This is a genomic window from Neorhizobium sp. T6_25 (assembly GCF_002968555.1).
In the GTDB taxonomy this organism is placed as follows: Bacteria; Pseudomonadota; Alphaproteobacteria; order Rhizobiales; family Rhizobiaceae; genus Neorhizobium.
The window spans coordinates 132035-152870 of record NZ_PVBL01000012.1 but is presented as its reverse complement, the minus strand read 5'-3'; the positions used below and the strand labels follow the sequence as shown (position 1 = coordinate 152870).

20 protein-coding genes are annotated in these 20836 nt (G+C 62.4%); 18 read left to right on the top strand and 2 right to left on the bottom strand.

Translation table 11 applies throughout. The annotated features are described in order from the left end of the window. Positions 1–156 precede the first annotated feature (156 nt). Genes C5L10_RS17825 through C5L10_RS17815 form a run of 3 tightly spaced genes read left to right on the top strand, consistent with a single transcriptional unit; the run spans position 157 to position 2461 of the window. Positions 157–864 carry a GntR family transcriptional regulator gene (locus tag C5L10_RS17825; protein WP_105430756.1) on the top strand — a complete coding sequence of 236 codons (708 nt, stop codon included), beginning with the start codon at positions 157–159 and terminating at the stop codon, positions 862–864. Further along, the gene (locus C5L10_RS17820; protein ID WP_105430755.1) at positions 861–1955 is read left to right on the top strand and encodes an LLM class flavin-dependent oxidoreductase; all 1095 of its coding nucleotides are present in this window, start codon (positions 861–863) and stop codon (positions 1953–1955) included. The genes C5L10_RS17825 and C5L10_RS17820 overlap by 4 nt, the downstream gene beginning before the upstream one ends. Next, positions 1952–2461 (top strand): flavin reductase, encoded by a 510-nt coding sequence (locus C5L10_RS17815; protein ID WP_105403783.1) that lies wholly within the window; start codon positions 1952–1954, stop codon positions 2459–2461. The genes C5L10_RS17820 and C5L10_RS17815 overlap by 4 nt, the downstream gene beginning before the upstream one ends. Positions 2462–2504: 43 nt before the next feature. Here the strand turns inward: C5L10_RS17815 and C5L10_RS17810 are convergent, their stop codons facing one another. Continuing rightward, positions 2505–3782 carry a cysteine desulfurase-like protein gene (locus C5L10_RS17810; protein WP_105430754.1) on the bottom strand — a complete coding sequence of 426 codons (1278 nt, stop codon included), beginning with the start codon at positions 3780–3782 and terminating at the stop codon, positions 2505–2507. Positions 3783–4032: 250 nt separating this feature from the next. Here C5L10_RS17810 and C5L10_RS17800 point away from each other — a divergent pair, with 250 nt between their 5' ends. After that, the gene (locus C5L10_RS17800) at positions 4033–4725 is read left to right on the top strand and encodes a GntR family transcriptional regulator (protein WP_105430752.1); all 693 of its coding nucleotides are present in this window, start codon (positions 4033–4035) and stop codon (positions 4723–4725) included. Positions 4726–4766: 41 nt separating this feature from the next. Here C5L10_RS17800 and C5L10_RS17795 read toward each other — a convergent pair whose 3' ends face one another. Beyond that, complete coding sequence (locus C5L10_RS17795) at positions 4767–5585, bottom strand: sugar phosphate isomerase/epimerase (protein ID WP_105430751.1); 819 nt, start codon at positions 5583–5585, stop codon at positions 4767–4769. Positions 5586–5986: 401 nt separating this feature from the next. Here C5L10_RS17795 and C5L10_RS17790 point away from each other — a divergent pair, with 401 nt between their 5' ends. From C5L10_RS17790 to C5L10_RS17725, 14 genes are all read left to right on the top strand, one after another. Beyond that, positions 5987–7624 (top strand): ABC transporter substrate-binding protein, encoded by a 1638-nt coding sequence (locus C5L10_RS17790; RefSeq protein ID WP_105430750.1) that lies wholly within the window; start codon positions 5987–5989, stop codon positions 7622–7624. Between the two features lie 108 nt (positions 7625–7732). Next, complete coding sequence (locus C5L10_RS17785) at positions 7733–8746, top strand: ABC transporter ATP-binding protein (protein WP_105430749.1); 1014 nt, start codon at positions 7733–7735, stop codon at positions 8744–8746. Beyond that, positions 8743–9726 (top strand): ABC transporter ATP-binding protein, encoded by a 984-nt coding sequence (locus C5L10_RS17780; RefSeq protein ID WP_105430748.1) that lies wholly within the window; start codon positions 8743–8745, stop codon positions 9724–9726. Before C5L10_RS17785 ends, C5L10_RS17780 begins: the two co-directional genes overlap by 4 nt. A 12-nt stretch (positions 9727–9738) precedes the next feature. Next, positions 9739–10665, top strand: coding sequence for an ABC transporter permease (locus C5L10_RS17775; protein ID WP_105430747.1), 927 nt, complete (start codon positions 9739–9741; stop codon positions 10663–10665). A gap of 12 nt (positions 10666–10677) precedes the next feature. Beyond that, a complete protein-coding gene (locus tag C5L10_RS17770; protein WP_105430746.1) occupies positions 10678–11559 on the top strand; it encodes an ABC transporter permease in 882 nt (293 codons plus the stop codon). A 375-nt stretch (positions 11560–11934) separates the two neighbouring features. Continuing rightward, positions 11935–12588, top strand: coding sequence for a TerC family protein (locus C5L10_RS17765; RefSeq protein ID WP_105430745.1), 654 nt, complete (start codon positions 11935–11937; stop codon positions 12586–12588). Positions 12589–12866: 278 nt separating this feature from the next. Beyond that, positions 12867–13823, top strand: a complete 957-nt coding sequence (locus tag C5L10_RS17760; RefSeq protein WP_105430744.1) for a VOC family protein — start codon at positions 12867–12869, stop codon at positions 13821–13823. 15 nt (positions 13824–13838) lie between these two features. Continuing rightward, positions 13839–14567 carry a PIG-L deacetylase family protein gene (locus C5L10_RS17755; RefSeq protein WP_046665258.1) on the top strand — a complete coding sequence of 243 codons (729 nt, stop codon included), beginning with the start codon at positions 13839–13841 and terminating at the stop codon, positions 14565–14567. 16 nt (positions 14568–14583) lie between these two features. Further along, complete coding sequence (gene ligK, locus C5L10_RS17750) at positions 14584–15255, top strand: 4-carboxy-4-hydroxy-2-oxoadipate aldolase/oxaloacetate decarboxylase (protein ID WP_205837061.1); 672 nt, start codon at positions 14584–14586, stop codon at positions 15253–15255. 52 nt (positions 15256–15307) lie between these two features. Further along, positions 15308–16363, top strand: a complete 1056-nt coding sequence (locus C5L10_RS17745; RefSeq protein WP_105430743.1) for a 4-oxalomesaconate tautomerase — start codon at positions 15308–15310, stop codon at positions 16361–16363. 15 nt (positions 16364–16378) lie between these two features. Continuing rightward, positions 16379–17251, top strand: a complete 873-nt coding sequence (locus C5L10_RS17740) for an NAD(P)-dependent oxidoreductase (protein ID WP_105430742.1) — start codon at positions 16379–16381, stop codon at positions 17249–17251. 158 nt (positions 17252–17409) lie between these two features. Continuing rightward, positions 17410–18165, top strand: coding sequence for a GntR family transcriptional regulator (locus tag C5L10_RS17735; RefSeq protein ID WP_371411948.1), 756 nt, complete (start codon positions 17410–17412; stop codon positions 18163–18165). 161 nt (positions 18166–18326) lie between these two features. After that, the gene (locus C5L10_RS17730; protein ID WP_105430740.1) at positions 18327–19739 is read left to right on the top strand and encodes an aminomethyltransferase family protein; all 1413 of its coding nucleotides are present in this window, start codon (positions 18327–18329) and stop codon (positions 19737–19739) included. 92 nt (positions 19740–19831) lie between these two features. After that, a complete protein-coding gene (locus C5L10_RS17725; protein WP_105430739.1) occupies positions 19832–20755 on the top strand; it encodes a 5,10-methylenetetrahydrofolate reductase in 924 nt (307 codons plus the stop codon). Positions 20756–20836 lie beyond the last annotated feature (81 nt).

Sequence of the window (20836 nt, the reverse complement as noted above, 5' to 3'; positions counted from 1 at the left end):
CCTGCGCCAAATTAAAATTTAAGCCTAAAATTCCTGGAGCTGCAAGCAATAAAACCGTATACTGAAAATGACATAAATTTAAGCATCCGTGCGTAATTCCGGAAAATTTACTTGATACGCGGTAAAATCAGTATACGGTTTTGATAGGAGATTTCGATGTTGAAGCCGAGCGACAATCTGGTGGATGCGATTTATGCCGATCTGCGGCTGAAGCTGCAGCGGAGTGCCGTTTCGCCGACCGATCGCCTGGTGGATACCGAAATCGCCAATGCCCACGGCATTTCCCGCATGCCGGCGCGCGAGGCGCTGCTTCGGCTGGTTTCCGAAGGTTATCTGGTCGGCACGACGCGCGGTTTTGCGGTTCGGGAATTGTCGCTGGAGGACATTTCCGGGCTTTTCGAGGTGCGCCGCCAGCTCGAGCCGCGGGCCGCCGCCTGTGCCGCCCGCGACATGACGCCCGAGATCGAGGCGGAGATCACGGGGGCGATGAACCGGGTGGAACTGGCGCTGAGCGAAAGCGATATTCCAGCCCTGCTGGCGGCCAATGTTGATTTCCGCAATGCATGGCTGAAGGCGGTCAACAATCCGCATATGGCGGCGACGATTTCCCGCTTCATCGATTATTTCCAGTCTGTGCGGCTCGGCACGTTCGCCGACCCGGCTACGGCTGGCCTTTATATCGATGGCCTTTCCCGCATTCATGCCGCCTTCCTCGCGCACGATCCGCTGATGGTCCAGGACCGTATGACGCTTTTCATGTTCGCGGCGGAGGAGGCTTATCTCTCCGTCCGGCGGCGCCAATTGCAGGAGGCGGAGACGGCGCGTCCGGCCCGCAGAAGAATACAAAAGAGAGGAACAGCATGATCAAGCCGCATCCGCTGAAAGGCCCAAGCAGATTGAAACTCGGCGTCTTTTCGCCGAATGCGGACGGTGGGCTTGCGATCACCGACGTGCCGGAACGCTGGCAGGCCCGATGGGAGGACAATCTCAATGCCGTCCAGATCGCCGACCGCGGCGGGCTCGATTTCTTCCTGCCGATCGCTCGCTGGAAAGGTTTCGGCGGCAAGAACCGGGTGCGCGAATGGTCGTTCGAGACGTTCACCTGGGCGGCGGGGCTGGCCTCGGTGACAGAGCGAATCGGGCTGTTCATGACGGTGCATGTGCCGCTTCTACATCCTCTTTATGCGGCGAAGGCACTGGCGACAGTCGATCATATCAGCAACGGCCGGGCGGGCCTCAATATCGTCTGCGGCTGGAACCCCAAGGAATTCGGCATGTTCGGCGTGCCGCTGGTCGAGAAGGGTTATGATCAGGCCGGTGAATGGCTGGAGATCATGGAGCGGGCCTATACGTCGGACGCGCCATTCGACTACGACGGCACCTATTACAAGCTGAAAGACGTCGTCAGCCGGCCAGCCAGCCTGCAATCACCGCGGCCGGTCACCATGAACGCTGCCTTCGGCGGCCCGGGCCGGGATTTCGCGGCCAAGAACTGCGAATACCTGTTCACCACCTTCACCGAGATCTCGGAGGCCGGCAAACACGTGGAAGACATCAAAGCCCGCGCGGACAAGCTCGGGCGCGATGTCGGCGCCTATACGGTCTGCCACGTCGTCTGCCGCGAGAGCCAGCAGGAGGCCGAGGATTATTACGAACGGTATGCGGTGACGATGGCCGATCACGCGGCGGTCGATGCGCATATGGCCGGCAAGAAGGAATTCACCCAGTCGCACGACAAAAGTGCTTACGATCTTTATCGAAAGCGGTTTGCAGGCGGCGCTGGCGGTTATCCGCTGATCGGCACACCGGAAAAGATCGTCGAAGACATGATCGCGATCGCCGAACAGGGGTATTCCGGCATTGCCATGTCTTTCGTAAACTACACCTATGAGCTGCCTTTCTTCTGCGATCGCGTCATGCCTTTGTTGAGAAAAGCGGGGCTGAGGGTCGAATGACGATAAATATTCAAAGCGACGAGGTGGACGCGACGCGGCTCGCCTTCCGGGAGGGCATGGCGCAGCTGGCGGCGGCGGTGAACATCGTCACGACAGACGGCCCGGGCGGTCTTGCGGGCTTCACGGCGTCGGCCGTCTGCAGCGTGACGGACCGGCCGCCGACGCTGCTCGTCTGCCTCAACCGGTCGAGTTCGGTCGCCGGCATGTTCGAGAAAAACCGTGTGCTCTGCGTCAATACGCTGGCCGCAGGCCACGAGCCGATGTCGAGGCTGTTCGGCGGTTCGACGCCGCAGGATGACCGGTTTGCGGTGGGCGATTGGGTGCTCGCCGCGACGGGATCGCCGCGGCTGACCGATGCGGTCGTGTCTTTCGATTGCGAAGTGGAAAATGTAGTCGAGAGCGGCACGCATCACGTGCTGTTCTGCCGGGTCGTCGGGATTGCCCATGGCCCGGAGGACGAAGAAGCGCTCGTCTATTTCCGGCGCCGCTATCACCACCTCAAGTGAGATGAGTGCCTCCGCAGGATAGGCTCCCGCGGAGGGCTTTGCATCACTTGGCCTTGGCGATGATCTCGCCGAGCACCGTTTCGAAACGGTCGATCTCTTCCACCTTGTTGTAGTGGACCATCGAGACGCGCATGCAGCCTGTCTCCATGGTCAGGCCGAGGCGCTTCATCAGCCGAGGCGCGAACATGTGGCCGTCGCGGCTGCCGATGCTGTTCTTGCCGAGCTCGGTCGAGAGAAATTGCGGCGTCAGGCCCGGAATGTTGAAGCAGATCGTCGGAACGCGCTTTTCCACCTGGGCTTCGTCGGAGACGCCGTAGATCGTGGCGCCGTGCTTTTTCAAGACCGACAGCATCTTTTTCGACAGCGTCTGCTCGTAGGCGCGGATGGCGCCCATGGCGGCGGCAAGCGCATCGCGGCGCGAATGTTCGCCGTCGGGAAGGAACCTGCGGCCGAGCTCTTCGAGATAGAGCACGGCAGCATTCATGCCGGCGACGTTCTCGTACGTGAAAGTGCCGACCTCGATCTTGTAGGGCGGCACGTCCGGAATGAAGTCTTCCTTGAAGGTAGGCAGCTTGACCAGCGCGTCATAACGGCCCCAGAGGAAGCCCATATGCGGCGAAAAATTCTTGTAGCCGGAGCAGACGAGATAGTCGCAATCCCAGGCCTGAACGTCGATCAGCGCGTGCGGGCCGTAATGCACGCAGTCGAGGAAGACCTCGGCGCCCGCTGCATGCGCCAGCTTGCCGACGGTTGCCACGTCGACGATCGTGCCGATCGAATGGGCGGTGACGGTGCAGGCGACCAGGCGGGTCTTGTCGTTCAGGAGCGGCTTCAGGTCGTCGGTATGCAGCATGCCGTCTTCGCGCATCTTCCACCAGACGATCCTGGCGCCGTCGGCCTCCAGCGCCATCCAGGTGGCGATGTCGGCGTCATGGTCCATGTCGGTGACGATGATCTCGTTGCGCTCCTGCAGCATCTTGGCGATGCCGAGGCTGACGAGGCGGATGAATGAGGTGGCGTTGAGGCCGAAGGAGATTTCCTCCGGACGGTAGGCATTGACCAGCAGGCCGACCGAGACGCGGGCTTCGGCAATGGTGCGATCGACGCCCTGGCTGTGGAGATAGGGCGCCATGCGCTGCACGTTGCAGTCTACGAGATGGGCCGCGACCGCATCGACGACGGCCTGGGGCACCTGGGCACCGCCGGCATTTTCGAAGAAGATGAAGTCCTTGTATTTCTGGAGGGCCGGAAATTTCAGCCTCAGCTCATCGACCGGAAAAGCCTTGGCGAGGTTGTCGCCTGCCGTGACATGCGTGTTCATGGATTTCTCCCAGGTGTCGTATTTATCGATGAAGAGGGGATGCAGGTGACAACCAACTTCCCCGTGTCTATGTTGGGCCTGTTGTCGAATGAGCATTTGATCAAACTTTCAAATGTTCTATTGTGCCATTGGCATTTGATCAAGGGGAATCGCGTCGGGAACAGCAGAGGGTCCGACGCCCAAGAGACTTGAAGAGCGTGGCCCGTTATGCGAGGCCTGGTTGTGATTTGAATGGGATCAGAGGGCAAGGATGGCGGATAGCGGGCTTTTGAAGGTCACGTCGCGCGTGACCGTTCAGGATACGGTCTACGAACAGCTGCGCCGGGCGCTGATGTGGGGCTCTTTCGCGCCGTCGCAAGCGATCACCATTTCGTCGCTGGCAACCGAGTTCGGCACCAGCCACATGCCGGTGCGCGAGGCGCTCCGAAGGCTTGCGGCGGAAAACGGACTGGAAATCGGCCATAACGGGTCGGCCCGGGTGCCGGCGGTTTCGCGCGAGCGGCTCGACGATCTCTGCCAGGCGCGCATCGCGCTCGAGGGGCTGGCGACGGAACTCGCCGCCAAGCATATGGCCGACGAGGATATCGACCGTTCGGAAGTGCTCGCCCGCGAGCATGAGGAAACCGGCAAGGCCGGAGACGTCTACGGCATGCTGCGCAAGAACCAGGAATTCCATTTCGGCATCTACGAGGCTTCGCGTTCCGAGGTGCTGCCCCAGCATATCGAGATGCTCTGGCTGCGATTCGGTCCCTATATGCGGATGCTGACCAACTACGTGGAAAAGGAATTCGACAAGGGCGTCGTACACCCGTTCTCCTCCTATCACTTCCGGATCGTCGCGGCGCTTCGCGAGCGCAACGGCGCGCTGGCGCGGGAGATGATGGTGGGGGATATCCTCGCCACCCAGTCGCACCTGCGGGACATGTCTCCGGAGCTGCGGTAACCCCGGCGCCGTGCGCCGGGGTCGAGCTTTCAAAGTCCGGCCTACTGGCCGAGGCCGAGCGAGGCGAGATATTCGACCGAAGCCGGGATCTTCGACTTGTCCTTGATCTCGACGATCAGGCGCGGATTGCTGGTGAGATCGGCAAGTGCCTGGAAGACCGACGGCCAGAGGATATTGCCTTCGCCGAGCGCCCAGTGGCGGTCTGCGTAACCGTCGGAATCCTGCAGGTGGACGTGCTGCAGGCGGTTTCCGGCTGCCTTCACATAATAATCGACCGGCGGAGCGCCGGTGGAGCCATGCGCGTAATGGGCGTGGCCGGTATCGATCGAGACCGCGACGGCCGGCGAATTGAAGCTGTTGGCGAGTGCCACGCGGACGTGCTGGTCGATATCCTCGATGTTTTCCAGAACGATCACGGCGCCGATATCCTCGGCCTGCTTGACGGCGTCACGCATCGTCAGATGCACGTGCTCGACGACGCGCTCCGGCTCGCCCTTGTTGTTGTCGAGGTTGTTGTAGGACCAGGTCGTATAGGGGCTGTGGGCAACCATCTGCGTCGCGCCGATTGCCGCGCAGACGTCGAGGCCTTGCTTGAGGCGCCTAGCGACGACGGCGCGGATATCCGGGTCGTTCGAGGCGATGGTGAAGCCCCAGAACGGGCCGTGAATTCCAAGGCGGCCATCAAAACCGTCCAGCAGCTTTCTGGCGCGCTCGGCAAGCGGCGACCAGTCGCCGTTCAATACGTCGGCGGTGGTGAAATCCTGGAGTTCGAGATCGCGCTGTTTTTCGAAAAGCCAGTTGCGGTGAATTTCGAGCTCGCCAAGCGTCATGGCGGCGCCGATCACGGGAAGGGGGGACATGGAAAACTCCATCGAACAAAGAAAATGTGGGGAGGGGAATGCGCCGGAAGAAGCTCCACGCAGAGGGTTCGATGCCAGAATTTTGTGTCGGCAATATTACATTTGTAACGCGAGACGATGAAATTTGCATCCGTGTTCAATTTCATCGAATCGCCAAGATAGCGTCACGGAACTGAAACACAGGCTGGCCAAATAACCCCCGTAAATCAGGGGGTCGTCATGAGCGGCAGCAAGACGCTTCTTATCGTTGTTCATCGGGCGAGCGGCTTTCATGTCCGCGGCCCGAGCAAATGGCGTGTCGTTGGCGGGCCAGGCTCTGCGAACCCCTTAATCCGTCACCGCTCGGCCCCGCAGGGGACTGATCGAGCTCGTCCATCAACCGAAGCCAAAGGACAAATTCCATGGTCAACTTCACCCGCCGCAGCACGCTTGGTCTTGCCGGCGCCGCTGCCGGTTCGCTGATCCTGCCGCGCTTCTCGATCGCACAGGGCGACAAGCGCCCCTCGATCACCATCGCCGTCCAGAAGATCACCAACAACAACACGCTCGACGTCTGGCACGAACAGTCGAATGTCGGCGAGCGCGTTTTCTTCCCGAACCTCTGGGAAGGCCTCATCCTGCGCAACTGGATGGGCAACCAGGGTCCGATCCCGGGTCTCGCGACCGAATGGAAGCGCATCGACGACAAGACGCTGGAACTGAAGCTGCGCCAAGGCGTCAAGTTCCACAACGGCGATGAGCTGACGGCCGACGACGTCGTGTTCTCGTTCTCCAGGGAGCGGGTGTTCGGCAATACGGAGCCGGCCGGCGGCAAGACGATCTTCGAATCCGAGCACAAGCCGACCACCGTCAAGGAACTGCCGGCTACCGTTCCCGGCGTCGGTCGCCGTCTGTGGCCGGCACTTGCCGGCGTCGAGGCCGTCGACAAGTACACCGTCCGTTTCCACAACGCGACGCCGGATGTCACGATGGAAGGTCGCCTTTATTCCGGCGGCAGCCAGATCACCAACCGCCGCGCCTGGGACGAAGCCAAGTCGTTTACGGAATGGGCCCGCAAGCCGGTTACGACCGGTCCCTACATGGTGGCCGAATACAAGCCGGACGTCTCGCTGACGCTCGTCGCCTTCGACCAGTACTGGGGTGGCCGCCCGCCGCTTGCCCAGATCCGCTTCGTCGAAGTTCCGGAAGTCGCCTCGCGCGTCAACGGCCTGCTTTCCGGCCAATACGACTTCGCCTGCGACCTGCCGCCGGACCAGATCGCCACGATCAGGGCTGCCAAGGGCTTCGAAGTTCAGAGCTCCACCATCTGGAACCACCGCGTTTCGACTTTCAACACCCAGAACCCGATCCTTGCCAACCCGCTGATGCGCCGAGCGATGACGCATTCGATCGATCGCAAGGCGATCGTCGAGGCTCTCTGGGCCGGCCAGACCGTCGTCCCGGCCGGTCTGCAGTTCGAATCCTTCCGGACCTCGGACATGTTCATCGAAGGCTGGGCCGCTCCGGAATTCAATCCGCAGCTCGCCAAGGACCTGATCAAGCAGGCCGGCTACAAGGGCGACCCGATCCCGTACCGCCTGCTCAACAACTACTACACGAACCAGACGGCCAACGGCCAGATCATGGTCGAGATGTGGAAGCAGGTCGGCATCAACGTGCAGATCGAAATGAAGGAAAACTGGGGCCAGATCCACGATCCGGCAGGCGTCAAGGGCGTCCGCGACTGGTCGGCTTCCAACACGATCAACGACCCGATCACTCCCCTCGTCGTGCAGTTCGGCCCGAATGGCGAAGTCCAGCAGAAGAAGGACTGGACGAACGCTGAAATGAACAAGCTTGCGCAGGTCATGGAAACCTCCACCGACCGTGCGCTGCGCAAGAAGGCGATCGCCCGCATGCTGGAAATCTGCGAGCGCGAAGACCCGGTCTATCAGGTCCTGCACCAGAACGCGGTGTTCACTGGCATGAAGTCGTCGCTCAAGTGGAAGGCCGCTCCGGCCTTCGCGATGGACTTCCGCTCCTCCAACTGGGCGATCTGATCGGATTGTCTCCACTGCTCCGGCGACCGAAGGGCCGCCGGAGCATCTGTTTTGAAAAGCGGCAATGTCGTCGGCCCGATACGGCGGAAGGCAGGAGTATGGCGGGATATGGATAGAGCATCGTCCAATCTGGTGGAGCTGCGCGACCTTAAGGTCGCTTTCGACGGCGTCCAGGTTCTGCACGGCATCGATCTCAATGTGGGCCGGGGCGAGGCGCTTGGTCTCGTTGGAGAATCGGGTTGCGGAAAGTCGGTGACGTGGCTTGCGGCTCTGGGATTGCTTCCCGGCAAGGCGAGGGTCACCGGTTCCGTGCAGCTCGATGGACAGGAGCTTGCCGGCGGTTCCCGCGAGGCTTTCGAACGGGTGCGGGGCGGCCGGATCGCGATGATCTTCCAGGACCCGTCGAGCTCGCTCAATCCGGTGCTCCGGATCGGCCGCCAGATCGTCGAGGCGCTGTCGCTGCATCGTGGCCTCCGGGGCGATGCGGCGAGAAGGGAGGCGCTGCGGCTGCTGGACATGGTCGGCATTCCTGATGCTCGCCGCCGTTTCGACCTCTATCCCCACGAATTCTCGGGCGGCCAGTGTCAGCGGCTGATGATCGCCATGGCGCTTGCCGGCGAGCCGGACCTCTTGATCGCCGATGAGCCGACGACGGCACTCGATGCGACGATCCAGGCGCAAATCCTCGACCTGCTGATCCAGCTCCGGGCCGAGACCGGCATGGCGACGGTGTTCATCAGCCACGATCTCGGCGCTATTTCCCAGGTCTGCGAACGGGTCTGCGTCATGTATGCCGGCCGGATCGTCGAACAGGGCAGCGTCGCCCAGCTCTTCTCCGAGCCGCGGCATCCCTATACGCGCGGTCTTTTCGACGCGATCCCGCGGATCGACGGTCCCCGCCACCGGCTGATCCCCATCCCCGGCACGGTTCCGAACCCGAAACATCTGCCCGAAGGCTGTTCCTTCTCGCCGCGCTGTTTTCGCGCGGTCGAGGCCTGTCGCAGCGAGCGCCCTGCGCTCGAGACGTCGGCCGATGGCCGGCAGCTCGCCTGCTTCCGGCCGGTTCCGGCCAATGAGCCTGTCGAGACAAGAACCAGAGTGATTGAGGACATGCTGCAATGACCGCCCTCATCGAAGCGGACAATCTCGTTCGCATCTACCAGATCCGCCGCGGCGTGTTTGCGCGGCCGCATCCAGTGCGCGCCGTGGACGGCATTTCGCTGGCACTGAAGCCCGGCGAGACGCTGGGCGTCGTCGGCGAGTCCGGCTCGGGCAAATCGACGCTCGGCCGGATGCTGCTTGGCATCGACACCGCACAGGGCGGCGAAGTCAGGTTCGAAGGCAAGCCGATGCCGCATCTGAAGACGCCGCAATGGCGGGCGCTGCGGGCGAAGATGCAGTTCGTCTACCAGGACCCGCTGGCAGCCCTCGACCGGCGCGTGACGATCGCAAAACAGATTGGCGAGCCACTGGAGATCCACAAGCTCATTCCGAAGCAGCATCAGGAAGCCCGCGTTGCCGAGCTGATGACGGCCGTCGGCCTGCGTCCTGATCAGGCCGGGCGTTATCCGCACGAACTGTCGGGCGGTCAGCGGCAGCGCGCCGTGATTGCCCGCGCGCTTGCCGCGCGCCCCAAGCTTCTGGTCTGCGACGAGCCGGTGTCCGCGCTCGACGTCTCCATCCAGGCGCAGGTGGTCAACATGTTGCGCGACCTGCAGGAACAGAACGGCATCGCCATGGTGTTCATCAGCCACGACCTCAAGGTGGTGCGCAACATCGCCGACCGGGTGGCGGTGATGTATCTCGGCCGGATCGTCGAGGAAGCCTCTTCCGACGTGATTTTCCACTCGCCGCAACATCCCTATACCAAGGCGCTGGTCTCCAGCGTGCCGGTGCCGGGCAAGATCCTCGAAGGACGCGTCATCCTCCAGGGCGAACCGCCGAACCCGGCCAATCGTCCGTCCGGCTGCGCCTTCCATCCGCGCTGTGCGCTGGCACGGGATGTCTGTCGTTCCGTCGTGCCGCAGCTTCGCCCGATCGGCAACGGCCGCACGGCCGCTTGCCATGTCGTTGCCGGCGAAGCCGCCTCGATCGCAGCCTGAGAGGAGCCTTCGATGATCCGCTTCGTAGCCGTTCGGCTCCTTCGGGCCTTGATCACTATCTTTGCCGTCGTCACCTTCGCTTTCGTGGTGCTGCGCATGTCGGGAGACCCGGCGCAGGTCATGCTCGGCCCCGACGTGCCCCAGGAGGCCGTCGATGCGTTCCGTCGCGCGTGGGGGCTCGACCAGCCGCTCTGGGTCCAATACCTCGCCTATATCAAATCGATCTTCACCGGCGATTTCGGCGTGTCGATGCGCGACAAGGCATCGGCGCTGGATCTGGTTCTGCAGCGCGTGCCTGCGACGCTGCAGCTCACCCTGCCGGCGCTGCTCCTGAAGCTCGTCCTGGGTATTCCGGCCGGCGTCTATGCGGCGCTTCATCGCCAGAGTTTTGCCGATCGCGGCGTGATCCTGCTGGCGGTCCTCGGCTTCACGATCCCGTCCTTCGTGATGGGCCTGTTGCTGGTGCTGATCTTTGCGGTCATCCTCGGGGTGTTGCCCTCCGGCGGGCAGGATACATGGGTGCACGGCATCCTGCCGACGATCACCATGAGCATCGGCGGCATCGGCATCCTCGCCCGTTTCTCGCGCAGCGCCATGATCGAGGTGATGGGGCAGCCCTACATCCGCACCGCATCCGCCAAGGGCCTGAAATGGCCTGATGTCGTCTGGAACCATGCGTTGCCGAATGCTGCCGTGCCGATCGTGACGATCGTCGGCTTCATGGTCGGCTCGCTGATCGCCGGTGCCGTCGTGGTCGAGTCGATCTTCTCGTGGCCGGGCATCGGGCGCCTGCTGATCGTCTCGGTCGGCAACCGCGATCTCGCCGTCGTCCAATGTATCCTGCTGATCATCGCAGCCACCATGGTGGTTTCGAACCTCGTCGTCGACCTGCTCTACGGTTGGCTCGACCCCCGCCTTCGCTCCAACGCGGCGCATTGAGGACAAAGAGATATGGCTACGATCAATCTGTCGGAAACCTCGCGGACGCCCGGCTGGTACGCGACCTTCATCTCGCGCCTGCGCCGCAACGTACCATTCACCGTCGGGCTCGGAATTCTCTGGCTGGCGGCCATGGTTGCGGTTGCGATCTTCGCCGACCAGCTCCGCCCCTACAACATCACCGCCATGGACCTGTCGAGCCGGCTTTCCCATCCAGGCGCCCTGAAACACCTGCTGGGCACCGATGAACTCGGCCGCGACGTGCTTTCGCGCCTCCTCCAGTCGGTCCGGGTGTCGCTGATCATCGCCTTCGGCGCCACGATCCTGTCTGCGGTGTTCGGCACGGCGCTCGGTTTTGCGGCCGCGCAGTTCCGGGGTGCGGTCGAACATCTCGTGCTGGTGCTTGCCGATTTCCAGGCGGCGCTGCCATTCCTGATCATGTCGCTCGCGGTGCTCGCCTTCTTCGGCTCGTCCATGGTGCTGCTCGTCTGCCTCATGGGGTTCTACGGCTGGGAGCGTTACGCCCGCATCGCCCGCGGCTTGGCGATCTCGGCGAGCTCGCAAGGCTATGCGGCCTCTGTCGTGCAGCTCGGCGCAACACCGGCGCGTGTCTATTTCCACCACATCCTGCCGAACGTCGCCTCGACGCTGATCGTCTCGATGACGCTGACCTTCCCGGAAATCATCCTGATGGAAAGCGGTCTTTCCTTCCTCGGCCTCGGCGTGCAGCCGCCGGAGACGAGCCTCGGCAACATGGTGGGTTTCGGGCGCGAATACCTGACCCGTGCGCCGTGGATCATGCTCGCTCCGTCGGTCGTGATCATGCTGACGACCCTGTCGATCAGCATTGTCGGCGACTGGCTGCGCGACAAGCTCGACCCCACCCTTTCGTAATCTCGGGGTGGTTCGCTGCAAGCCCGGCGGCCACGTCCATCGATACCGCTATTGGCGCTGTGGACGGATTACAACGGATCGTCAACGATCCCGGGCGAAAACAGCCCAAAAACCGGCTGTTTCATAAACTCGCCACTTGAGTTTCTGCGATCATGCCGCTAAATCTCACGCCACCAGGACCGGGCCCCTCTGACAGTTCATGCTTGAGCTGTGATGTCGGACTGGATTTAGTCCAACTTGGGTGCCTGGTGTTCGTGGAAATCATGTGACGACAACGGCGGTGACCTACGACAGGCGGAAATGCAGGTCGTGAGCGTCTCAAGTTCGTCTCGGTCCACTCGCGGGCACTCCCGCCTTTGAGAGATTGGGTGCCAAATGATGGAATTCTTTACGCCGGAGGCATTGTCCGCCCTCCTGCAGGTTATCATGATCGACCTCGTGCTGGCCGGCGACAATGCGATCGTCATCGGCCTTGCTGCTGCCGGCCTGCCGAAGGAACAGCGGTCCAAAGCCATTCTGGTCGGTATCATCGCAGCGACCGTGCTGCGTATCGGTTTCGCGCTTGCCACGACCCAGCTTCTGCAGATCGTCGGCCTTCTGCTGGCCGGGGGTGTCCTGCTTCTCTGGGTCTGCTGGAAGATGTGGCGCGAATTGCGCACACCCCATCTGCATGAGGACGAAGCCAACGAAGCGCTGCAGAATGCAGACCTCAATGCCGACGGTACGGTCGCGGGCGGTGCGCCGCGCAAGACTTTCTCCCAGGCTGCCTGGCAGATCGTCATTGCCGACGTTTCCATGTCGCTCGACAACGTGCTCGCCGTTGCGGGTGCTGCCCATGAACATCCAGAAGTCCTGATTTTCGGCCTGGTCCTCTCGATCGCGCTGATGGGTATTGCGGCAAGCTTCATCGCCCGCCTGCTCAACAGGCATCGCTGGATTGCCTATGTCGGTCTCGCCGTCATCCTTTACGTGTCGCTCGAGATGATCTGGCGCGGCTATCACGAAGTCGCACCTTATCTCGGCGTGTAATATCGCCTGGCGCGGCGGTTCTGCCGCCGCGCCCTTTCCTCCGGGCCTCTGACGCCCGTCTTTGCCCGCCGTTTGCTGGGCGGTTTTTCCTGATCTCAACCAAAACTTATGCCGCGTCAGCAGAACCTATTCGTCAGGCTGCCGATCTGCTTTTATGTCTTCATGCCAAGCTGCGGCGCCCATGCGCCGGCCGTGTTGGAGTGGAAGACGCGGGCTCGATTTTTGGAGGAGATGCGCCTGTCCGCCGGGCGCGATAGATCGACCATCTAGGAAAAGCCATGACCGAACCCTGTTATGATGTCGCCCATCTCGGCCACGTCGAGCTTTATTCAGACCGTTTCGAGGAGTCGCTCGACTTTTTCACCCGTGTCTACGGGCTGACCGAAAGCGGCCGCGAGGGCGACAGCGTCTATCTGCGCGCTTATGACGACTACGAATTCCACACGCTGAAGCTCACCAGGCATCACACCACGGGTGTCGGCCACATTGCCTATCGCACGTCGTCCGCCGAAGCGCTTGAGCGCCGTGTCAGGGTGATCGAGGAAAGGGGCTGGGGCGTCGGCTGGACGGAAGGAGACCTCGGTCATGGTCGCGCCTATCAGTTCAAGAGCCCCGACGGCCATCTGTTCGAGCTCTATTGGGATACCAGGGACTATGTGGCACCGGCGGAAGAAAAGCCGGCGCTCAAGAACATCGCCCAGCGTTACCATGGCCGCGGCGCAAGCCCGCGCCGCCTCGACCATGTCAACCTGCTCGCTGCCGATGTCAGCCTGATCCGCGAGTTCATGACCACGGCGCTCGGCAGCCGGGTCACCGAAATGATCCAGCTCGACAACGGCCGGATCGGCGGCTGCTGGTTCACCATCAACAACAAGACCTATGACCTTGCCTGCTCCGAGGACCATACCGGTTCGCACGGCCGCTTCCACCATGTCACCTATGCCTGCGACCAGCGCGAGGACATTCTGCGCGCCGCCGATATCTTCCTGGAAAACGGCGTGCATATCGAATCAGGCCCGCACAAGCATGCGATCCAGGGCACGTTCTTCCTCTATGTCTGGGAGCCTGCCGGCAACCGCGTCGAGCTCGCCAATGCAGGCGCCCGCCTGATCCTTCGTCCGGACTGGAAGCCGGTCGTCTGGACCGAAGCCGATCGCAAGAAGGGCCAGGCCTGGGGCATGAAGACGATCGAAACCTTCCACACGCACGGCACGCCGCCGGTGGCACACAAGTAAGTCAAGAGGCATCCCATGGCAAAGACAGCATTGGTCATCAGCGCCCATTCGGCGGATTTCGTCTGGCGTTGCGGCGGCGCGATCGCGCTTCACGAGGAAAAGGGCTACGACGTCACTGTCGTCTGCCTGTCCTATGGCGAGCGCGGCGAAAGCGCCAAGCTCTGGAAGAACCCGGGCATGACGCTCGAAAAGGTGAAGACCGAGCGCCGCAGGGAAGCGGAAAACGCGGCAAAAGCACTAGACGTCACCGACATCCAGTTCTTCGATCTCGGCGACTATCCGCTGGTCGTCGATCAGGACGCCAAGTTCAAGCTGGTCGACGTGATCCGCAAGGTTCAGCCGGAATTCATGCTCTCCCATTCCAAGTGGGATCCCTACAATACCGACCACATGTACGCGACGCAGGTTGCGATCGAGGCGCGCATGATCGCCCAGGCCTGGGGCCACAATCCGGGCGAAAAGATTCTTGGGGCGCCGCAGCTCTACCTGTTCGAGCCGCACCAGACCGAGCAGATGGAATGGAAGCCGGACGTCTTCCTCGACATCTCTCCCGTCTGGGAAAAGAAGTGGGCGGCCATCCAGTGCATGGAAGGCCAGGAACATCTCTGGGACTTCTACAAGAACGTCGCCGAGAACCGCGGCAACCACTTCATGCGCAACTCCGGCGGCCAGGCCAGCGGACGCAAGTCGACCCATGCGGAGGGCTTTCAGTCGGTCTTCCCGCGCACTGTCGACGAACTTTGATAGGGGACGAATTCTGATGCCGGTCGTCGTCCAGAATATCGAACGCGCGGATCAGTCGGTCATCGACCGGCTGGCAGCCTGCGGTGTCGCAACCGTCCATGAGGCGCAGGGCCGCAAGGGCCTGCTCGCCAGCTACATGCGGCCGATCTATCCGGGCGCCCGCCTTGCGGCGAGCGCCGTCACCATCTCGGCACCTCCGGGCGACAACTGGATGCTGCATGTGGCGATCGAGCAGTTGAAGGCCGGCGACATCCTGCTGCTCGCCCCGACCAGCCCCTGCGAAGACGGCTACTTTGGCGACCTGCTTGCCACCTCCGCCCAGGCGCGCGGCTGCAAGGGCCTGATCATCGATGCGGGCGTTCGTGACGTGGTCGATCTGACCCAGATGAAATTCCCGGTCTGGTCGAAGGCGGTCTATGCTCAGGGCACGGTCAAGGAGACACTCGGCTCGGTCAATATTCCGGTCGTCTGCGCCGGCGCCTATGTCCGGCCCGGCGACGTGATCGTTGCCGATGACGACGGCGTCTGCGTGGTTGCCCGCGAGGAAGCCGAAGCGGTTGCCAAGAAGGCGGAAACCCGGGTCGCGGCCGAAGAAGACAAGCGCAAGCGGCTCGCCGCCGGCGAACTCGGCCTCGATATCTATGACATGCGCGGCAAGCTCGCCGAAAAAGGCCTGAAGTATATCTGAGCGGTGGAGGCCGCTTTCCCTTCTCCCGGCCGGGAGAAGAAGGGAGATCGAGATGAGTGAAACTGAAACCGGCGTCCGCTGCATGTGGATGCGTGGCGGCACCTCCAAGGGCGGGTATTTCCTCGCCTCGGACCTGCCGGCTGATCGTGACAATTTTCTTCTGCGGGTGATGGGTTCGCCCGATCCCCGCCAGATCGACGGCATGGGCGGCGCCCACCCGCTGACCTCCAAGGTGGCGGTGGTTCGGAAGTCCGATCGGGAAGGGGTTGATGTCGACTATCTCTTCCTGCAGGTCTTCGTCGACCAGCCGATCGTCACCGACGCGCAGAACTGCGGCAATATCCTTGCCGGCATCGGGCCTTTCGCCATCGAGCGCGGGCTGGTGGCGGCAAAGGGCGAAAAAACCGAAGTCTCGATCTTCATGGAAAACACCGGGCAGATCGCCATTGCGACGATCGAAACGCCCGGCGGCCAGGTGACCTACAAGGGCGAGGCCCGGATCGACGGGGTGCCGGGAACTTCGGCGCCGGTGCCGATCGTGTTTGCGGATACGGCCGGCTCCTCCTGCGGCGCGCTGCTGCCGACCGGAAACCCGGTCGACATCATCGAAGGTGTCGCCTGCACGCTGATCGACAATGGCATGCCCTGCGTCGTCATGCGTGGCGACGTGCTCGGGATTACCGGCACCGAGAGCCCGAAGGATCTCGAAGCGAACCAGGAACTGCGCGCCAAGCTGGAGGCGATCCGGCTGAAAGCCGGGCCGATGATGAACCTTGGCGACGTCACCAAGAAATCCGTGCCGAAGATGACGATGGTCTCTGCACCGGCGGCGGGCGGGGCGATCTCGACCCGCACCTTCATTCCGCACACATGCCATGATGCGATCGGCGTGCTTGGCGCGGTCAGCGTTGCGACCGCCTGCCTGCTGCCGGAAGGTCCGGCTTCGGAACTGGCTGTCATTCCGGAAGGCAACGAGAAGCTGCTGTCGATCGAGCATCCGACCGGCGAGATGAGCGTCATCGCCACGATGAAGGACGGCGAGGTCTATCGCGCGGCGGTGCTGCGCACGGCGCGCAAGCTTTTCGACGGCGTCGTTTTTGGCGACTGAGAGTAGGACACTGCCATGAGGATCGCATTTCTCGGTTTCGGCGAAGCGGCACGCGCCTTTCATGACAGCCTGGCGCCGAAGCTCGATGATGTCGAATTTCGTGCCTATGACCTGCTGCTTAATGATGCCGAAAAGGCGGGCGAGATGCAGGCGGCGATGACGAGCCGCGGCGTGCAGGCGGAAGCCTCGCCTGCGGGTCTTGCCGATGCCGACTGGATCTTCAGCGCGGTCACCGCCGACCAGAGCCTTATTGCCGCCCAATCGATCGCGCCGCATCTCGGCCAGGGCGCGCTGCTGATCGACATCAACTCCGTCTCGCCCGATCGCAAGCGCGAGACCGCCGCGCTGATCGACGTGACCGGCGCCGGCTATCTCGACATGGCCGTGATGGCCCCGGTCCATCCGAAGGGGCATGCTACGCCGGTTCTGATTGCCGGCAGGAGCGCCGCCGAGCTACTGGAGCGTTTCCGCGGCCTCGGCTTCAGTGCCGATGTCGCCGGAGAAGCAGTCGGCTCTGCGACGGCCATCAAGATGGTGCGCTCGGTGTTCGTCAAGGGCCTGGAAGCGATCACTGTCGAGGCGCTCCTAGCCGCAGAGGCGTCTGGCTGTTTCGAGGAGATCCTTGCCTCGCTCTCCCAGAGCTTTCCCGGTCTCGACTGGTCGAAATTCCCGGATTACCAGTTCGAGCGCACCACCCGCCACGGCCGTCGCCGCGCCGCCGAGATGCGCGAAAGCGGCGTCACGCTGGATGCGCTGGGGCTGAACGGCGGGCTTGCCCGCGAGATTGCCGCCGTTCAGGACGAGATGGCGGCGAGCGGCGTGAAGCCGGCCGGCGATCTCAGGGAAACCGTTGCGCGGGTCCTTTCGGCTCGGCGTCGAGGCAAATAAGCCCGCCTCTTCAGCGCGTTGCCTTGTATACGCGCCATGTTTTTGCGCTCCAAACCCGCACCGTCATCCACAGCCTCTGCCCCCTGTATACATGAGGCTTGGCCAATCCATCAGATGTGGCTAAGATTTGCCGATCGACAGGCGGAGGTTGCGCCGGCTTGTCAGGCAAAGGTGCGGATTTGGAAGAGACCTCGAGAACGACCCATACGATGCGCGCGCTGATGGAGCTGCGCAAGAAAATCCTCAGCGGCGACTATCCCGGCGGCACCCGGCTTTTCGAAGTGTCGCTGGCCGAGACGCTGCAGATTTCCCGGACGCCGGTGCGCGAGGTGATGTCGCGCCTTGCGGAGGAGGGATTGCTCGACCGGTTGGCGAATGGCGGTTTCGTGGTCCGAAGCTTCACCTATGCCGATGCCGTCGATGCGATCGAGCTGCGCGGCGTACTGGAAGGGACCGCGGCGCGGCTTGCCGCCGAACGCGGCGTCTCGCAGGCTGGGTTGGATCAGCTTCGGGAAATCCTGGCCCGGCTCGAGGATTGTTTCGGCGAAGCCGCGGACGATGTGGAACTGGAGGCCTATTCCGAAGCGAATGCCAAGTTTCATGTGGTGCTGGTCGAGCTTTCCGGCAGCTCGGTAATCCAGCGGGAGGTCGAGCGCGCGACACGGCTGCCGTTCGCGTCGCCATCGGCTTTCCTGTCAGGCCGGGCCCACGTGGCTGCCTTCCGTCAGTCGCTGCATATCGCCCAGGAGCAGCATCGCACTTTGGTGTCGGCGATCGCCGGGCGCGAGGGCGCGCGGGCGGAATTCATCGCCCGCGAACATGCTCGCATCGCCCGCAAGAACCTCGAATACGCCGTGTTCGAGGATCCGGAACTGATGCTGACCGTTCCGGGCCTGGTGCTCCTCAACTCCTGAGACCCGACCGCCTGCCGCAGGTTTTGATGGTCGGAAGCCTTCGGTTTACTATCCCCGAGGCGATCGTCAGCCTGCCGAATATTTCCCCTTGAATTTGTCTTCCGATGCCGTCATGTATACACGACATCGCAAGCCACAGACAAACCATAGGGAGGAATTCCGTGACTCAGGCCAATCTCACTCAAGTTTTGAAGGATGCGGGCAACACCGTCGAGCATCTGCGCAACTCCAAGACCGGCATCTATGTATACCCGGTCGTGGCTCCGGAATTCTCCAACTGGCGTTCGGAACAGGCTGCATGGCGTGAAGGCGCGGTTCTTTTCGACCAGTCGCATCACATGGACGAACTGGTCGTCGAAGGCCCGGACGCCGCCAAGTTCCTCGAAAGCCTGTCGATCAACAGCTTTGCCAATTTCGGCGTCGACCGCGCCAAGCATTACGTTCCGGTCACGCCTGCCGGCCATGTCATCGGCGACATGATCATCTTCCGCGAAACGGAAGAAAAGTTCGTCCTCGTCGGCCGCGCACCGACCGCCAACTGGCTGCTCTACAATGCGTCGCTCGGCAAGCATAACGTCAAGCTGACCCACGACCCGCGTTCGCCTTCGCGTCCGGACGGCAAGCTCGTCACCCGCATCCACTACCGCTTCCAGATCCAGGGTCCGGATGCGCCGAAGGTCTTTGAAAAGATGAACGGCGGCCCGATCCCGGAGATCAAGTTCTTCCACGTCGACTGGATCAATGTCGGCGGCCGCAAGGTTCAGGCTCTGCGTCACGGCATGGCCGGCGCTCCGGGTCTCGAAATCTGGGGTCCGTATGCGGAGAAGGACGAAGTCCGCGCCGCCATCATCAAGGCTGCTGAAGAAGCCGGCGTCGATCTGCGCCCGGTCGGCAGCCGCGCCTACGCCACCAACACCCTGGAGTCCGGCTGGATCCCGTCGCCGCTTCCGGCGATCTACACCGGCGACGAACTGCAGGCCTATCGCGACTGGCTTTCTGCCCAGAGCTACGAAGCTTCGGGCTCGATCGGCGGCAGCTACGTCTCCGACAAGATCGAAGACTATTACCTGAACCCCTACGAGCTGGGTTACGGCGTCTACGTCAAGTTCGACCACGACTTCGTCGGCCGCGCCGCCGTCGAGAAGCAGAAGGCGACCCCGCAGCGCCGCAAGGTCACGTTCGAGTGGAATTCCGACGACGTCGTCAAAGTCATCGCCTCGGCTTTCCAGCCCGGCGAACAGGCCGCCAAGTGGATCGACTTCCCGCTCTCCAACTATGCCTCGTCGAGCTTCGACAAGGTATTGAAGGACGGCAAGGTCGTCGGCCTGTCGATGTTCAACGGCTATAGCTACAACGAGCGTTCCATGCTGTCGCTCGGCGTCGTCGATGCCGACATCAAGGAAAACGACATCCTGACGCTCGTCTGGGGCGAGCCGGATGGCGGTACTTCCAAGACCTCCGTCGAGCAGGGCCACCGCCAAGCCGAGATCCGCGTTCGCGTCGCAGCGGTGCCTTACGCCCAGGAAGCGCGTGAAAATTACGCCGAAAGCTGGCGCACTAAGAAGGCCCTCTAATCGAAGGGCGTGCGAGAACGGGCCGTTCTCGCACGCCGCTCCGTCCGTCTGACCGGACGTTTTTCACTGGCTAAACGGGGGGAGGATCAACAATGGCATTTTTGAATCTGTTCAGGGGCAAGCAGGAAGAGAAGTCCGTGGAGCCGGCCAGCTTCAGGGACCTTATCGACGGCTATTCCATCGAAGTCATGCCGCGCACCGCGGCCAAGATCGAAGATTTCAAGGCCCTGCTGCCGAAGGGCACGCGGGTCTATATCGCCCATATCGACGGGACGCCTATCGAGGACATGGTGCAGACCGCAAGGCGCCTGCACGAAGACGGCTTCCCCGTCATGCCGCATTTTCCTTCCCGCATCATTGCAAGCCATGCGATCCTGGAGGATTGGATCAAGCGCTACAGAAACGAGGCGGGCGTGGAACAGGCGCTGCTGCTCGGCGGCGGCGTATCGACGCCGGCTGGTGATTTCGACAGTTCCATCCAGCTGATCGAGACCGGCCTGTTCGACCGCTACGGCTTCAAGCGGCTGCATGTCGCAGGGCACCCGGAAGGCAACAAGGACATCGACAAGGACGGCGGTTACAGGATCGTCGACGAGGCGTTGAAGTTCAAGCAGGCCTATTCCGAGCGCACCGATGCGGAGATGGCGATCGCCACCCAGTTCGCCTTCGATGCCAAGCCTGTCATCGCCTGGGCCGAGCGCATCGCTGCCGCCGGCGTCAAGCTGCCGATCCATCTCGGCATCGCCGGACCGACCAAATTGCAGACGCTCATCAAGTTTGCGATCGCCTGCGGCGTCGGCCCCTCGCTCGGCGTTCTGCAGAAGCGCGCGATGGATCTCAGCAAGCTCCTGGTTCCCTACGAGCCGACGGAAGTGCTGACCGAGATCGCCGATTACAAGGCTTCCCATCCGGAAAGCCTGATCCAGCAGATCCATGTCTTCCCGCTCGGCGGCATCCGTGCCAGCGCGGAATGGATGAACGAACAGCTGACCGGCGAGCGCAACGTCGCACCGTGAATTAACCGAGGCGGGGCAAGTGCCGGACTTGCGCCGTTTCGACCCGCTGCCGGGAGGAGAAAGGCAGGGGAGGACAGGCAC

Coding starts and splice junctions, on each gene's coding strand:
- C5L10_RS17825 (WP_105430756.1), top strand. CDS start 157: ATGTTGAAGCCGAGCGACAATCTGGTGGATGCGATTTATGCCGATCTG.
- C5L10_RS17820 (WP_105430755.1), top strand. CDS start 861: ATGATCAAGCCGCATCCGCTGAAAGGCCCAAGCAGATTGAAACTCGGC.
- C5L10_RS17815 (WP_105403783.1), top strand. CDS start 1,952: ATGACGATAAATATTCAAAGCGACGAGGTGGACGCGACGCGGCTCGCC.
- C5L10_RS17810 (WP_105430754.1), bottom strand. CDS start 3,782: ATGAACACGCATGTCACGGCAGGCGACAACCTCGCCAAGGCTTTTCCG.
- C5L10_RS17800 (WP_105430752.1), top strand. CDS start 4,033: ATGGCGGATAGCGGGCTTTTGAAGGTCACGTCGCGCGTGACCGTTCAG.
- C5L10_RS17795 (WP_105430751.1), bottom strand. CDS start 5,585: ATGTCCCCCCTTCCCGTGATCGGCGCCGCCATGACGCTTGGCGAGCTC.
- C5L10_RS17790 (WP_105430750.1), top strand. CDS start 5,987: ATGGTCAACTTCACCCGCCGCAGCACGCTTGGTCTTGCCGGCGCCGCT.
- C5L10_RS17785 (WP_105430749.1), top strand. CDS start 7,733: ATGGATAGAGCATCGTCCAATCTGGTGGAGCTGCGCGACCTTAAGGTC.
- C5L10_RS17780 (WP_105430748.1), top strand. CDS start 8,743: ATGACCGCCCTCATCGAAGCGGACAATCTCGTTCGCATCTACCAGATC.
- C5L10_RS17775 (WP_105430747.1), top strand. CDS start 9,739: ATGATCCGCTTCGTAGCCGTTCGGCTCCTTCGGGCCTTGATCACTATC.
- C5L10_RS17770 (WP_105430746.1), top strand. CDS start 10,678: ATGGCTACGATCAATCTGTCGGAAACCTCGCGGACGCCCGGCTGGTAC.
- C5L10_RS17765 (WP_105430745.1), top strand. CDS start 11,935: ATGATGGAATTCTTTACGCCGGAGGCATTGTCCGCCCTCCTGCAGGTT.
- C5L10_RS17760 (WP_105430744.1), top strand. CDS start 12,867: ATGACCGAACCCTGTTATGATGTCGCCCATCTCGGCCACGTCGAGCTT.
- C5L10_RS17755 (WP_046665258.1), top strand. CDS start 13,839: ATGGCAAAGACAGCATTGGTCATCAGCGCCCATTCGGCGGATTTCGTC.
- ligK (WP_205837061.1), top strand. CDS start 14,584: ATGCCGGTCGTCGTCCAGAATATCGAACGCGCGGATCAGTCGGTCATC.
- C5L10_RS17745 (WP_105430743.1), top strand. CDS start 15,308: ATGAGTGAAACTGAAACCGGCGTCCGCTGCATGTGGATGCGTGGCGGC.
- C5L10_RS17740 (WP_105430742.1), top strand. CDS start 16,379: ATGAGGATCGCATTTCTCGGTTTCGGCGAAGCGGCACGCGCCTTTCAT.
- C5L10_RS17725 (WP_105430739.1), top strand. CDS start 19,832: ATGGCATTTTTGAATCTGTTCAGGGGCAAGCAGGAAGAGAAGTCCGTG.